Origin of the sequence: Falsochrobactrum ovis (genome assembly GCF_003259955.1) — a bacterium.
GTDB lineage: Bacteria > Pseudomonadota > Alphaproteobacteria > Rhizobiales > Rhizobiaceae > Brucella > Brucella ovis_A.
In genome coordinates this window covers 245212-260127 of the sequence record NZ_QLMK01000002.1, presented here as the reverse complement: position 1 = coordinate 260127, position 14916 = coordinate 245212, and the positions used below count along the sequence as shown (strand labels likewise).

The window sequence follows — 14916 nt, the reverse complement described above, 5'->3', positions numbered from 1 at the left end:
TCTCCCAATCTGCTGGTCGTAATTCTATTCTTTCCCGATATGGGAATAGTGCATCGCGTTTCACAGATGCCTTATGCACGAATTGATATTTTTTCAAACCGGTAAAGCGGCATCCAGAATTTGAATTTGCGGGGATACTGAGCCATTCCAATGATTAAGCGAAAGATTGCCGGCCACATGAATATTTTGTCCAATATTGTTGAACAAAAACTGCCCCAAATCACCGCTTGCCGCTCTAAAGGCTATGCCATTGACCCGCTTACCATCTGCCCCACGAAGGCCCACGCGAACGTGATCCCGACCAACCGTTTGCGCATCAATAAGAATGTGTCGCGGCAAAGCCAGAATCGGTTGGGGATGCGCTGAACCATATGGCCCAGCTTTTTGCAGGGCTTCATAAAGTCCTATCGTCGCGCCGGATGCAGCCACTGCACCATCAATTGAAAGGCGCTGTTCAGCCCGCAGGCTGGCTATCGTTGATGCCGCCTCATCTTCGAAAAATGCCCGTAACGCGCCAAGCTTGCTTCGCTCCACCGTAATACCGGCTGCCATCGCGTGCCCTCCGCCTTTGATGAGCAACCCATTTTCAACTGCACGGCGTACCAGCCTACCCAAATCCAGACCAAAGATTGAACGTCCCGATCCAGTACCAATGCCGTTAGAGTTGAACGCAATTGCGAAGGCCGGACGGCGTGCTTTGTCTTTCAATCGCGAAGCTAAAAGCCCCACAATGCCCGGATGCCAGTCATCACTTGCAGTGACAATAACTGACGCCCCGGCTCCGCCCGAAAGCTCAAGCGAAGCCTCCGCTTCCGCCTCCATCAACATCACCGCTTCCATTGCCTGACGTTCCTGATTGAGCCGATCAAGCTCAACTGCAATCGGCTCGGCAAGCGACGGGTCATCAATGGTTAGCAGGCGCGCACCCAATCCCGCATCTCCGATCCGTCCTCCAGCATTGATGCGCGGTCCAATCAAAAAACCTAAATGAAATATATTTAGCGGTTCGCCAATTCTGGCAATACGCGCAAGTGCAGCCAATCCCGCATTGCTCTGGCTTCGCGCCACGAGAAGCCCCTTCACGACAAATGCGCGGTTCACGCCCTTAAGAGGCACGACATCACAAACAGTCGCAAGTGCGACAAGATCAAGCATGCCCAGCAAATCAGGCCCCGGCCCTCTGCCACGTTCACGCAGAACTCTGGCGACCTGTACCAAGGTCAGAAAGACGACACCTGCCGCACAAAGATGGCCCTGTTGAGAAATGTCATCTTCACGATTGGGATTGACCACCGCGCAAGCATCGACTGGCAATTCTCCGGCCAACTGATGGTGATCAAGCACCACAACATCTGCGCCCGCTTCTTTTGCTGCTGTAATAGATGCACCGCTATTGGTGCCGCAATCGACCGTGATGATCAGTGTCGCGCCCTTAGCCGCCAATTCCCGCATCGCGGTGGGATTGGGTCCATATCCCTCAAATATCCGGTCAGGTATATAAATCGAATGAGCAACTGCGTAATGCTTAAAAAACCGCGCCATCAGCGCCGATGAACATGCTCCATCCACATCATAATCGCCGAAAATCGCGACCGTTTCCCGCCTGTCTATAGCATCAGCGATACGCTCGGCCGCTTTTTCCATATCCGTTAACCGGATCGGATCTGGCATCAAATTACGCAGACTTGGATTAATAAATTCCGGGGCAGCTTCAACGCTCACCCCCCGCCCTGCCAACACACGCGACACGAGATCCGGAATGCCGTGATGCTGCGCAATTGCAAGCGCTGTATTGGCCTCTCTAAGGCCAAGGCGCTCGACCCATTTCTGGCCTGTAGCAGATTGCCGAACCCCAAGAAAAAAACGTTCTGTTGTCATACCCCTGTTAAGACATCAAATGTGGTATCATGCAATGCCACCTTCGCACATCAATAGCCAAGACAACTAGAATTTAGACATATCTTGATGTCGTGCCTTAATTTCGCGGATCGTCTGCGAGCTGGAGCGCATAACAATTGTATGAGTTTGGATATAATCGCGTGCGAATTTGACGCCAGAAAGCATATTACCGTCGGTTACGCCCGTTGCCGCAAACACCACATCGCCCTTGGCCATTTCTTCCATTGTATAAATCTTTTTTGGATCCGAAATGCCCATTTTAGCGGCGCGCGCAATCTTTTCTTCGGTATTGAGCTGCAAGCGACCTTGCATCTGACCGCCAATGCAGCGAAGCGCCGCAGCCGCCAATACTCCTTCCGGAGCCCCACCAATACCGATATAAATATCAATGCCGGTTTCGTCAGGATCAGTTGTGTGCATCACTCCAGCCACGTCACCATCTCCAATCAAGCGGATGGCGGCACCTGTCGCCCGCACCTCTTCAATAAGACGAGCATGGCGTGGACGATCCATAATACAGGCAGTAATTTCCTCTGGCTTGACGCCTTTGGCCTTGGCAACGGAAAGAATATTTTCCGTCGGCGTGGCGTCCAGATCAACCACACCTGCAGCATAACCCGGACCAACTGCAATTTTTTCCATATAAACATCGGGCGCGTAAAGCAGATTACCTTTTTCTGCAATAGCGATCACAGCGAGCGAATTTGGCAAGTTTTTCGCGCAGATCGTGGTGCCTTCCAGCGGATCTAGCGCAATATCGACTTCCGGTCCCTGTTTAGTGCCCACTTCTTCACCAATGTAGAGCATCGGAGCTTCATCACGCTCACCCTCGCCGATGACGACCGTACCAGTGATCGGCAAACGGTTGAGTTCCTGACGCATTGCATCGACCGCGGCCTGATCCGCAGCCATTTCATCACCGCGACCACGCAAACGAGCCGCTGCCACAGCAGCGCGTTCCGCCACGCGTGCCAGTTCCAGGGTCAGAATACGATCCAGTCCTTGAGATTGCTGCTCTACAGTCTTGGCCATGTGAACAAGTCCCGAGTTTAAATTGCGTAAGTTGCGACCGAGATCTCGCCAAGTCAATCTTGTGGCGACATCACGAGGACCTTTGTCAAACTCTACTTCCCACCGCAAGGGGATAAAGCAAAAAACAATGTGCCCTCAAACACTTAATCGATTTAAGTCTATCTGTTTGATCAATCGGCCCGCTGGATAAGCATACTAACCCGCACGCTCAATCCGGATCATCTGCGGTTTGCTTACCAAGTGATCATCATTCAAAATCGCCTCCAGCGACCTGCGAACCGCAGCTTCCGTTGTCTCATGGGTTACCAAGATGACTGTCTTGATCCCATCTTGCAAATCGCTGTCCATTTGTGGTCGCTGAACAATAGACTCAAGCGAAATGTCATTCTCCGCCATCCGCTTGGCAATAGCAGCGAAGGCACCAATCCGATCATGAACCGTCAGCCGAATGAAATATCCGCCTGCGTGTTTGCGCATTTTAGCACGTTTATAGGGGCGTAATGCCGTGGCTGGAGTGCCAAAAACCGGGCCATGCTGAAAACCGGGACGGCTTTTTGCAATATCCGCCAAATCACCAATCACGGCCGATGCAGTTGCATTGCCACCTGCACCCGGGCCTGAAAGCAGAAGTTCGCCCAAAAGATCAGTCTCAATAGCAACCGCATTGGTCACGCCATGCACCTGAGCAATAACGGACGACACCGGAACCATAGTTGGATGAACCCGCTGTTCAATGCCTGAATCCGTCTGTTGTGCCACGCCCAGAAGCTTGATGCGAAAGCCCAATTCATCCGCTGCTCGAATATCGGCGAGCGAAATATTGCTGATACCTTCCATATAGATATCGTCAGCCGCAATTTCCGTACCAAATGCCAAACTAGTCAGCAAAGCCAGTTTGTGGGCCGTATCATTGCCTTCAATATCAAAAGTGGGGTCCGCTTCAGCATAGCCAAGACGCTGCGCATCTTTGAGGCAATCTTCAAAAGAGATACCTTCCTCGCCCATGCGCGTCAGGATATAATTGCAAGTGCCGTTGAGAATACCATAGACGCGCGAAACACTGTTTCCGCTCAATGATTCTCGCATTGCCTTAATCACGGGAATTCCACCAGCAACCGCCGCCTCGAAATTGAGCAACACCCCTTTTTCTTCAGCAATTTTTGCCAGTTTGACACCGTGTTTTGCAAGCAAGGCTTTGTTAGCGGTGACCACATGATGCCCGGCATTTAGCGCTGCCTCAACCGCAACTGCCGCTGGCCCGTTATCCCCACCTATCAGTTCAACGAAAACGTCAATATTATCACTTTTGGCAAGATCGACCGGATTATCAAACCATGCGAGGCCAGATAAATCTACGCCGCGATCCTGTGAACGGTTGCGCGCACTGACGCCAACAACCTCAATCGGACGACCGCATTGACGAGTGAGCATATCAGCCTTGTCACGTAATATACGCAACACTGAAGCACCAACGGTGCCCAGTCCGGCAACGCCGATCCGCAATGCATCACTCATTATTTCGACCTTCTTGATTGTTTACGATTAAGGATAGATTGCAAGGCCAGAAGCACCCCGGCCCTGCAAGCAAAACAATGCACCTTTAACGGCGCCCGTCCAGCGATACTATATTGTCTAGCCCATCATCTGCGGTGGACAAAAAGCGTTTAATATTGCGCGCAGCCTGCCGAATACGATGTTCGTTTTCGACCAGCGCAATACGCACATAATCATCGCCATGTTCACCAAAACCAACGCCGGGCGCAACTGCAACATCGGCCTTTTCGACGAGTAACTTGGAAAACTCAAGCGACCCCATCGAACGAAAGCGCTCAGGAATAGGAGCCCATGCAAACATAGTCGCCGCCGGTGGTGGCACTTCCCATCCGGCGCGGCCAAATGATTCAACCAATACATCTCTGCGCTGTTTGTAGACATTGCGCACATAAGCAATATCAGAACCATCACCATTCAATGCTGCGGTTGCCGCAACTTGGATAGGTGTGAACGCGCCATAATCAAGATAAGACTTTACCCGGGTTAATGCCGCGATAAGACGCTCATTACCCACCGCAAACCCCATGCGCCAGCCGGGCATAGAGTAAGTTTTAGACATTGAGGTGAATTCCACCGTCACATCCATTGCGCCTGGAACTTCCAGAACGGATGGGGGCGGATTATCGTCAAAATAAATTTCGGAATAAGCAAGATCCGAAAGAATAATCAGATCATGCTTGCGTGCGAAGGCTACAACTTCCTTATAGAAATCCAGCGTTGCGACATAAGCGGTCGGATTGGATGGAAAGCTGAGAATAAGCGCCAGAGGCTTTGGAATCGAGTGTTTAACAGCACGCTCCAGGGCGGGAATAAAGTGGTCATCAGGCTTGGCTTGAATAGAGCGGATTACACCGCCAGACATAATAAAACCAAACGAGTGGATTGGATAAGTTGGATCCGGGCACAGCACCACATCTCCCGGAGCGGTGATCGCCTGTGCCATATTGGCAAAGCCTTCTTTGGAACCAAGCGTTGCAACCACCTGAGTATCTGGATTGAGTTTCACACCAAACCTGCGCGCATAATATTGCGCTTGCGCACGGCGTAAGCCCGGAATTCCCTTGGATGCGGAATAACGATGAGCACGCGGATCTTGCACCGCTTCACAAAGCTTATCGACAATATTCTGGGACGTCGGCAGATCGGGATTTCCCATGCCAAGGTCAATAATGTCGGCCCCGCCCGCTCGCGCCGATGCCTTCAGACGATTGACCTGCTCAAAGACATAGGGTGGTAAACGGCGGACTTTATGAAACTCTTCCGACATGATCCTGTTCCAGAAAGGAGTTGAAGAATAGTGCTTTTTGCACCGGTTGTTTGCTATACACCTGATATTAGGGTGGGTCGAGCCTTGTTGGTGAGGTTAGCGCGCCGAATAATTGCTATTCGGCACCCGATTCGATCTGCTTGAGGGTCGCCTCGGCTTCCGCTTGCGCTTGTCGACGCAACTCCGCCGCTTGCGCGGCCGTTACAGCGCCATTGGCTTTACTCGTGCTTGCAAGCCGTGTCCGATCAGAATCAAGCGATGAAGAGATTTGCTCTTTTTCACTTGGACTAAATTGTTGCGTTGCCGCTTTCGGCATCCGACCAAAAGTCGGGTAAACCCCGGTTCGCGCAGCCCCTTCTTGGGGCACTCCCTGAAACTCTGGGCCAGCCGCACACCCGGTCAGCAATGCTGCAACAGTTACTGCCAGCATCCAATTGGAGTTCTGCCGCATGCGCTTCTTCATAACACTGAATCCCGATCCAACTCGTCAGCGCTCACTCATACTGCGCCTGTCAAACTTTTTCTACCGTAAAGGGATAGCACCATCACAGCCTCTCCTGTCAACAAGGGAGTTTATCAGCATTCGCTCAAAGCGATCGATCTGAGTTAATCCAAATAAGTATAACCTCAAATTAATGAAAGTAATATTGCGTGATAATACGGTATAAAACCCTCGCCTCTCCCATACTCATAGCCAATTGTTAAGAATAGTTGCGTTTCGCTATTAAAAAGCTTAAAAATGCATAGGATTTACCTAAGTTCGATTGAGATTCTGACACGTTTTTAAGCGTGCCATCTTATTGAGATCGATCTAACTGTTTGTACATAAAGGTAAATCGGTCCTTGCTAGGGACGGACTTAGTTGACCTTGTCTTGCTGCATTGAGGCAAGAATCGCACGGGGGAAAGATCTCCCGACACCAGGCGGAACCAAATATTGGCTCGCCAGACTGGTCAGGGAAATCGAACCGGAGCAGACAGTTGTTTTTTTTAAAAACTCCGCCCCAAAAAAACCGTGGACTTTTTACCGGTAGCGCTGCGATTTTAGCTCTTATCCTGTCATCTTGCACGTCAACCGGTGATGGCACCGCATCGCTCAAGCTAAACGCTGGGACAGAAGAATCCATTGTAGCGGAAGCACTTCAAAGCGCAGCAGACGAAACTCAGCGCGATGATGCAATCGCCACAAACGACAACCCACCCGAACAAAAAACAAGCAATTCCACAGTTGAAAAGCCTAAGCAAGAGCAACTGGCCGACACAACTCTTCCCACAGACGAAACCAATCAGAAGACGGTTGAAAAACCTTCCCAACTAGATAAGAAAGTAGCCGAAGCCGCTCCCGCACAAAAATCCTCACTCTTCTCCATCTTTGGTAAGAAGTCGGATAACGCTCAGAAGCCAGAGAGCCCGGGTAGCCCCGAAAGCCCCGAAAATTCTGAGAACTCAGAGGGCCGCACGACCAGCAAGAACGCCGAGAGCAGGGATATAGCCGCTCAAGAGGCAACCAAAGGGGCCAAATCTGGTGAAACCACCGATACTGCCCAAAAACCCGCTCCAGAAACTGACGTGATTAAAGCCGCGTCCGCCGAGAAGCCAGCTGAGCCAACTTCTCTTTTTGGTCCGTCCAAAAATGCGAACGCCTTCGTTACCCCTCAGCGTCCTCAACAATCGCAAGGAAGTATTGCAAGGCTGTTTAACGATGAAACCTCTAGCGGATCGCCTCGCACGCAGGGCAAGAAAGTTGCAGTCGTAAGACCCGCTCCTTCCTCACGCAGTTATAATTATTCTCTCCCCGGCGTGCGCGCCAATGCAGGTATTGAGATTACACACCGTTCCAGCCTGGCTGATGACAGTGACATTGATGCGAACGAATATGATGACTATGCATCGCTTCAACTCGCATCCGCTCCTGGCCTTGCTCGCCTTGCACCTAACGGTTTGAGAGTGCAGCGCGAAACCGTGGACGTAGCTTGCCTCAAACCGGAATTGGTCAAAATGCTGAAAACGATAGAACGTCATTTCCGTCGACCAGTCATGGTGACATCCGGTTACCGTAGCCCTTCTTACAACCGCAAAGTAAATGGCGCGCGCCGGTCCCTACACATGATTTGCGCGGCGGCTGACATTCAGATTGATGGCGTATCAAAAACCGAAATTGCTCGCTTTGCGCGCTCTTTACCGGGCCGAGGTGGCGTGGGAACATATTGCCACACAAGATCCGTGCATGTTGATATCGGGCCGGAACGCGACTGGAACTGGCGCTGCCGGAGATAAATTTTTCCGCAGTTTCAACACGATAACGGGCACAGACCCCAATTTTTGTGGGAAAACTCACATTCCAAAGAATATTTTTGGAGAAAACATGCATTAGGGGCTTGCGTGTCAGAAATAACCTGCCTATAAGCCCAATCACACCAGCAACGGGCGCCCATCGTCTAGCGGTTAGGACGCCGCCCTTTCACGGCGGAAACAGGGGTTCGATTCCCCTTGGGCGTACCATCTTGCTGGTTTTTCTTTTTCCCACACAATCCATGAACCCGCAGAGTTGATTTAATCAGCTTGCTTGCTGACATTTGAGCTTCATCTTGTTTTTATTGTTAGAAACATTGCAAAAAGCACTTGCGCAAGAAAAATTTCCTGCCTATAAGCCACTCGCACCAGCAATGGGCGCCCATCGTCTAGCGGTTAGGACGCCGCCCTTTCACGGCGGAAACAGGGGTTCGATTCCCCTTGGGCGTACCAATTTGCAGAATTTTTAGCCTATATCTGCTGATAATGACGACAGGGTCCCCAGAGCCGTGTAAACAGCACACGAATGCAATTGGGATTTGTTATGTCTGAAATTACTGTGGTCGGTTCGACCACTCACGCTGGTCGTTATTTCCAACAACTTCGCAAATATTGTGCGCATAGTTTCACGCCCAGCTTTTATAAGCGCTACTATACGCTATCCAGCTGATTAAATGCTTTTTCCAACTCCCCTGATAAGCGGCCGTTTAGAACGGCGTTATAAGAGATTCCTTGCGGACGTCACGCTGGATGACGGCACATTTTTGACCGCATCTGTTCCCAACACAGGCTCGATGAGAGGATTGACGGAGCCTGGTTCGCGGGTCTGGCTGAGCGTATCCGACGCACCTCATCGAAAATATGCACACACACTGCAAATTGTCGAAGCCGACGACACTTTAGTTGGTATCAATACGGGGTTACCCAACCGGATTGCCGAAGAAGCCATCCTTTCCGGTCTGATTCCTGAATTATCAGGGTACCGCAATCTCAAGCGGGAACAAAAATATGGCCAAAATTCGCGTATAGATATTTTATTGGATGAAGGCGATGCGCCCCCCGCCTATGTCGAGGTCAAAAATGTGCATTTCATGCGCGAAAAAGGATTGGCTGAATTCCCCGATACAGCCACTCTGCGCGGGACTAAGCATTTAGAAGAGTTAATCAACGTGGTCTCAACTGGCCATCAGGCTGTTATGTTGTTTATTATCCAGCGGAATGACTGCGATAGGTTCAGCATCTGCGCCGATCTTGATCCAGTATTTGCACTCAGTTTTGAACGGGCGCGTTCCTTCGGGGTTGAGGCGTGGGCTGTTCGATGCCAAATAACGGTTACAGGCATTCATGCAGCCGCCTTGGTGCCAATAGAATAGAAAGACAGGTCGGAAGATGGTGACTTATATCGAAGCAGCAAACGCACCGCTGAAATATACGGGGCAAATCAGGCTCTATGGGCCTGAAGCGTTTGAAGCAATGCGGAAGGTTTGCAATCTTACCTCCCGTTGTTTGGATGCACTCAACGAAATTGTTAAGCCCGGCGTTACGACAAACGAAATTGATCGGTTTGTGTTTGAATTCGGTATGGATCACGGCGCATTTCCTGCGACGCTGAACTATCGCGGTTACACAAAATCCACTTGTACATCGATCAACCACGTCGTTTGCCACGGTATTCCCGATAATAAAGCGCTGCGCGAGGGGGATATCGTCAATATTGATGTAACCTATCTGCTTGATGGCTGGCATGGAGATTCCAGCCGCATGTATGCGGTCGGCGAAATCAAACGCGCTGCCGAGCGGCTGCTCGAAGTAACTTATGAAAGCCTTATGCGGGGCATTAAAGCCGTAAAACCCGGTGCTAAAACCGGCGCAATCGGCGCAGCTATACAGACTTACGCTGAAAGTGAGCGATGTTCAGTGGTCCGGGATTTCTGCGGCCACGGCGTGGGCCAGCTTTTTCACGATACCCCCAACATTCTCCATTATGGTACACCCAATGATGGTGTGGAGATGAAGGAAGGTATGATCTTCACAATCGAGCCAATGATCAATTTAGGCAAGCCCGGCGTCAAAGTTCTCTCGGATGGCTGGACCGCTGTTACGCGCGATCGGTCTTTGACTGCCCAATATGAACATACGGTTGGCGTTACCAGCAACGGTTGTGAAATCTTCACACTCTCCCCAAATAATATATTTGGACCGCCGTCTATGCGATAAGCGCATACTGATAAGCGTATATTATTATTGTTGTCTGTCTGTGGAAACGGGGGTGAAACAGAATGGCCAGTGACAAGAAAAAGCCGGGAGGTTTTGAGATTCCCGGCTTCAGTGATGGGGTCCAGATGGCTGCCCCCATCGAAAAGCCCCACCATTTAGGCCATCGTCAGAGATTGCGCCAACGTTTTAAAGCGGCTCCCGACACTCTTGCCGACTACGAATTGCTCGAACTCCTCTTGTTCCGCGTTGTTCCACGCGCTGATACGAAACCGCGCGCCAAAGCACTGCTGAACCGTTTTGGCTCTCTCGCGGAAGTGTTGGGCGCTCCTGAAAATTTGCTTGCAGAAATACCCGGCGTGGGTCCGTCAATCGCATTTGATCTCAAAATCATTGAAGCTGTCGCAAAGCGCTCGGCGCGTAGTGCAGTCATGGAACGCGAAGTGCTTGGCTCATGGAGCAAAGTGGTGGAATATTGCACGGCCGCCATGGCGTTTGAGGAACGGGAACAGTTTCGCATTCTGTTTCTTGATAAGAAGAATCGTTTAATCGCCGATGAGGTGCAACAGCAAGGCACCGTCGATCACACCCCTGTTTATCCGCGTGAGGTGATGAGACGTGCGCTGGAACTCTCTGCCTCTGCGCTGATTCTCGTGCACAATCATCCGTCTGGCGACCCCACCCCGTCACGGGCTGATATTGAAATGACCAAAGTGCTTCTTGAAGCAGCCAAACCTCTCAACATCGCCGTTCACGACCATATTATCGTCGGCAAGCACGGCCATATCAGCATGCGAGGCCTAAAGCTGATTTGATTCCAGCAATCGCAGTCGTGGCCCCGTCTTACTGGTTTCCTAGCTCTGCCCCGATCCTGCCTCATCCTGCCTCTGTTTCTGCCCCGACTTCATAACCACTTGTTAAGCATAGACTGCAATTGGTCGCGCTAAACACTCTTTTTATGCCGTTTTTGATAAATTTGAACACAATTGCGGGCAACAAAAGACGATAAAAATGGCACCCGCTATTCGAGTTTCATGCGTAGTACCCTGTCCAATTGAGCAGGTTTCGGAGTAACAATGTTCAAGCGTATCCCATTTGCTGCGGCGCTCGGAGCCGCATTATTCGCATATGTCGGCCAGTCTTCTGCAGCTGATATCTACGGCAGCTCAGATTATGGTTATAGTGATCCAATTGCATCTGGCCCGCACGATTGGTCTGGCAATTACGTTGGTGCGCAGATTGGCGCGTCCTCTGCCAGTTTTCCAAGCCCTTTCTCCAGCCGCACTGATGTGTTGCTAGGTGCTGTGGTCGGCAAAAACATGCAAAGCGGTAATGTTGTGTTCGGCGGTGAACTGGAAGGTAACTTTGCCGAGGCAGAACATCGGATCGGCAACGGCGGCCGTCTCCAACAGTCTTGGAATGGAAATCTGAAGGCTAAGGTCGGTTACGCTTTTGATAAGACGATGGTTTACGGAACAGCCGGCTATGGGGTTACTCGTTTCAAACCAAAGGGTAACACAACCTCGGGATCAGGTTGGGACGGCGGCGCATTGATCGGCGCTGGCGTTGAACACGCACTTTCCGGGCCGATTTCAGTAAAAGCAGAATATAACTTTCAGCGCTTTAACGACGTAAAATCCCGGGTAGATGGTATCCGTCAAAGAAATGACCTGAAGAACCACTCCCTCAAAGCTGGGGTAAATTATCGCTTTTAACTGCTTTATTTTAGCTAGCGATGTAAAGCTCTACATTAAGGCCGCACCAATAATGCGGCCTTTTCTTTATGTATATTAATATCAATTATGCAGAGATAAACTCTTCCCCCACCCGCTTGACACGGCTCAATCCCCCCCTCTTAATGGCACCCAACGAACAGGGGTTTACTCCCGCGTATCGGCTATAAAGTTGGGACAATGCATGCAACAAGTATTTGATGGGCACAATGATGTCCTGCTTCGCCTGTGGGAAAATCGTCGTAGCGGTAAAGATCCAATCAAGGAATTCATTGATGGAACGACGCAAGGTCATCTAGACCTGAAGCGGTCCAAAAAAGGCGGCGTGATCGGCGGTATTTGTGCAATTTTTGTTCCTTCGACTCATCAGATCGAATTGGCAGGCCCCGACCTAAACGGCCATTATGAAACACCCTTAGCCGACCCTTTACAGCGCGCGCCCTCTCTCGACGTGGCCTTGGAAATCACCGCTCTTGCATTACAGCTCGAAGAGGCAGGCGCCTGGAAGCTTTGTCGCACCGGGCGCGATCTTGATGAGGCAATTGCCAACAATATCTTCGCCGCCGTGCTGCATATGGAGGGATGCGAAGCCATTGATGCCGATCTCGCAGCGCTCGAAGTGTTTTACGCGGCTGGCTTGCGTTCGCTCGGTCCGGTTTGGAGCCGTCACAATATTTTTGGCCATGGTGTGCCGTTTGCCTATCCAAAGTCGCCAGATTCGGGTCCAGGCCTCACGGATGCGGGAAAGCGTCTTGTGCGCGAATGTAATCGCAAAGGCATACTCATAGACCTTGCTCATATTACGGAAAAAGGTTTTTGGGATGTTGCCGAAATCAGCGATCAGCCTTTGATCTCAAGCCATTCAAATGCTCACGCTCTTACTCCTGTGGCTCGCAATTTGACCGACCGTCAGCTAGACGCCATTCGAGAACGAAAAGGGGTTGCAGGGCTTAATTATGCAACCACCATGCTGCGCGCTGACGGGCAGGAAAACACCGCCACGCCGCTTTCCGATATGGTTCGTCATATTGATTATATGGTGGAGCGGATGGGCATTGAATGCGTCGCACTTGGATCGGATTATGATGGTGCGTCTATCCCAGCCGAGATAGGTGACGCCGCTGGTACCCAAAATCTCGTGAAGGCCTTACAAAAAGCCGGATACGGAGACGATGATTTATCAAAACTCTGCAGAGAAAACTGGTTACGTGTTTTAAAACAAGCTTGGCACGAACCAGCCTGATACTGCAATTTAATAACAAAGAAAAATTTTGAAAGGGGACTAAAAATGATGCATTTCGGACGTTTTCGCATTCTCGCGGCGGGAGTTGCAGTTTCGGCGCTCTTTGCCATGAGCCCGGCCTGGGCAGCGACGCCAGCAGACACTTTGGTCCAAGCTTTGGCGATCGATGATATCATCACTCTTGATCCGGCAGAATCATTTGAGTTCAGCCCGGCAGAAGTTCTCGGCAATTCCTATGATATGCTGGTGCGGCTGGACCCAAACGACACCTCAACCGTGATGCCCGGAATAGCAGAAAGCTGGACAGTTTCTGATGACGGCCTCACCTTTACTTTTAAGCTGCGTGAAGGCGCGCTTTTTGCGTCGGGCAACCCGATCACCGCTACAGATGTTGCCTATTCATTTGAACGCGCTGTGCGTCTGGATAAAAGCCCCGCATTTATCCTAACCCAGTTCGGCATTACGGGTGATAATGTCACCGAAAAAGCCAAAGCTATCGACGATCTGACGTTCCAATTTACCGTGGATAAAGCTTATGCGCCAAGCTTCGTGCTTAATTGTCTGACCGCCACCGTTGGCGCCGTTGTTGATAAGCAAGTGCTCGAGCAACACGCGGAAAAGGTCACTCCATCTGACGATTACAAATATGATACCGATTACGGCAATGCGTGGCTGAAAACCGGATATGCGGGATCGGGTCCATTCAAGATCCGCGACTGGCGCGCCAATGAGGTTGTCGTTTTAGAGCGAAACGATAATTATTACGGCGAAAAAGCCAAGCTGGCCCGCGTGTTTTATCGCCACGTAAAAGAAAGTGCGACGCAACGTCTGATGCTTGAATCTGGCGACATCGACGTGGCTCGCAATCTGGAACCCGGCGATTACGAAGCAATTCAGAGTAATACCGATTTACAGACCACCAGTGCGCCAAAGGGAACTGTTTATTACATTAGCCTCAATCAGAAACATCCTGAACTTTCCAAAGCTGAAGTGCGCGAAGCATTCAAATATCTGGTTGATTATGATGCAATTGGTGCAACCCTGATCAAAGGCATTGGAGATATTCGCCAAACTTATCAACCAAAAGGGGTCCTCGGTGCACTCGATTCGAACCCATATAAATTTGATATCGCTAAAGCCAAAGAGCTGCTTGAAAAAGCTGGCTTGAAAGATGGCCTTTCCATCACTTTTGACGTGCGTAATACGGAGCCTGTCACCGGTATCGCTGAATCATTTCAGCAAGCCGCTGCCCAAGCTGGCGTGAAAATCGAGATTATCCCCGGCGATGGCAAGCAAACCCTCACCAAATATCGTGCCCGCAATCACGACCTTTATATTGGTCAATGGGGTATGGATTATTGGGATCCTCACTCTAATGCAGAAGCATTCACCAGCAATCCTGATAACAGCGATGACGCTTCGGTGAAAACGCTTGCCTGGCGCAATTCCTGGGATATCCCAGAGCTGACGAAACAAGCACAGTCGGGACTGTTGGAGCGCGACAACGAAAAGCGCGCGGATATCTATCGAAAGCTGCAACAGGAAGCACTTGAAGATAGCCCATTTGTCATGATCTTCCAGCAGACAGAGGTGGCTGGACTTGGTGGCAATGTGAAAAATTTCAAGCTCGGACCGACTTTCGATTCAAACTTCCTCGCCCCTGTCAGCAAGGATTGATAGAAG

At 50.7% G+C, this 14916-nt stretch carries 13 protein-coding genes and 2 tRNA genes; 10 read left to right on the top strand and 5 right to left on the bottom strand.

Translation table 11 applies throughout. The features are described from left to right. Nucleotides 1-93: 93 nt before the first annotated feature. The 5 genes from recJ to C7374_RS04840 all read right to left on the bottom strand — a co-directional run bounded on the left by recJ (nucleotide 94) and on the right by C7374_RS04840 (nucleotide 6215). Nucleotides 94-1878 (bottom strand): single-stranded-DNA-specific exonuclease RecJ, encoded by a 1785-nt coding sequence (gene recJ, locus C7374_RS04860; protein WP_111574483.1) that lies wholly within the window; start codon nucleotides 1876-1878, stop codon nucleotides 94-96. Between the two features lie 66 nt (nucleotides 1879-1944). Beyond that, nucleotides 1945-2931 carry a class II fructose-bisphosphatase gene (gene glpX / locus C7374_RS04855; protein ID WP_111574482.1) on the bottom strand — a complete coding sequence of 329 codons (987 nt, stop codon included), beginning with the start codon at nucleotides 2929-2931 and terminating at the stop codon, nucleotides 1945-1947. Between the two features lie 195 nt (nucleotides 2932-3126). Further along, the gene (locus C7374_RS04850) at nucleotides 3127-4446 is read right to left on the bottom strand and encodes a homoserine dehydrogenase (protein ID WP_111574481.1); all 1320 of its coding nucleotides are present in this window, start codon (nucleotides 4444-4446) and stop codon (nucleotides 3127-3129) included. A gap of 85 nt (nucleotides 4447-4531) precedes the next feature. Further along, on the bottom strand, nucleotides 4532-5752 hold the full coding sequence (locus C7374_RS04845; RefSeq protein WP_111574480.1) for an LL-diaminopimelate aminotransferase: 1221 nt from the start codon (nucleotides 5750-5752) through the stop codon (nucleotides 4532-4534). A gap of 115 nt (nucleotides 5753-5867) precedes the next feature. Further along, nucleotides 5868-6215 (bottom strand): hypothetical protein, encoded by a 348-nt coding sequence (locus C7374_RS04840; protein WP_111574479.1) that lies wholly within the window; start codon nucleotides 6213-6215, stop codon nucleotides 5868-5870. A gap of 589 nt (nucleotides 6216-6804) precedes the next feature. On the opposite strand from C7374_RS04840, the gene C7374_RS04835 reads away from it, so the two are divergent. The 10 genes from C7374_RS04835 to C7374_RS04795 all read left to right on the top strand — a co-directional run bounded on the left by C7374_RS04835 (nucleotide 6805) and on the right by C7374_RS04795 (nucleotide 14910). Continuing rightward, nucleotides 6805-8028 carry a D-Ala-D-Ala carboxypeptidase family metallohydrolase gene (locus C7374_RS04835; RefSeq protein ID WP_425358001.1) on the top strand — a complete coding sequence of 408 codons (1224 nt, stop codon included), beginning with the start codon at nucleotides 6805-6807 and terminating at the stop codon, nucleotides 8026-8028. Nucleotides 8029-8178: 150 nt separating this feature from the next. Next, nucleotides 8179-8253 (top strand) — tRNA-Glu (locus C7374_RS04830). A 168-nt stretch (nucleotides 8254-8421) separates the two neighbouring features. After that, nucleotides 8422-8496: transfer RNA gene (locus tag C7374_RS04825), tRNA-Glu, on the top strand. Nucleotides 8497-8587: 91 nt separating this feature from the next. Then, nucleotides 8588-8713, top strand: a complete 126-nt coding sequence (locus tag C7374_RS16480; protein ID WP_280969041.1) for a hypothetical protein — start codon at nucleotides 8588-8590, stop codon at nucleotides 8711-8713. Between the two features lie 4 nt (nucleotides 8714-8717). After that, nucleotides 8718-9416: a DNA/RNA nuclease SfsA gene (sfsA, locus tag C7374_RS04820; RefSeq protein WP_111574477.1), complete on the top strand. Its 699-nt coding sequence runs from the start codon at nucleotides 8718-8720 to the stop codon at nucleotides 9414-9416. Nucleotides 9417-9432: 16 nt separating this feature from the next. Beyond that, complete coding sequence (gene map, locus C7374_RS04815; protein ID WP_111574476.1) at nucleotides 9433-10260, top strand: type I methionyl aminopeptidase; 828 nt, start codon at nucleotides 9433-9435, stop codon at nucleotides 10258-10260. A gap of 62 nt (nucleotides 10261-10322) precedes the next feature. Then, on the top strand, nucleotides 10323-11072 hold the full coding sequence (gene radC / locus C7374_RS04810) for a RadC family protein (RefSeq protein WP_111574475.1): 750 nt from the start codon (nucleotides 10323-10325) through the stop codon (nucleotides 11070-11072). Nucleotides 11073-11333: 261 nt separating this feature from the next. Next, nucleotides 11334-11972 (top strand): outer membrane protein, encoded by a 639-nt coding sequence (locus C7374_RS04805; RefSeq protein WP_111574474.1) that lies wholly within the window; start codon nucleotides 11334-11336, stop codon nucleotides 11970-11972. Nucleotides 11973-12174: 202 nt separating this feature from the next. Then, nucleotides 12175-13233 carry a dipeptidase gene (locus tag C7374_RS04800; protein ID WP_111574473.1) on the top strand — a complete coding sequence of 353 codons (1059 nt, stop codon included), beginning with the start codon at nucleotides 12175-12177 and terminating at the stop codon, nucleotides 13231-13233. 45 nt (nucleotides 13234-13278) lie between these two features. Then, entirely contained in the window at nucleotides 13279-14910 is a 1632-nt protein-coding gene (locus C7374_RS04795; RefSeq protein WP_111574472.1) for an ABC transporter substrate-binding protein, read from the top strand. Nucleotides 14911-14916 lie beyond the last annotated feature (6 nt).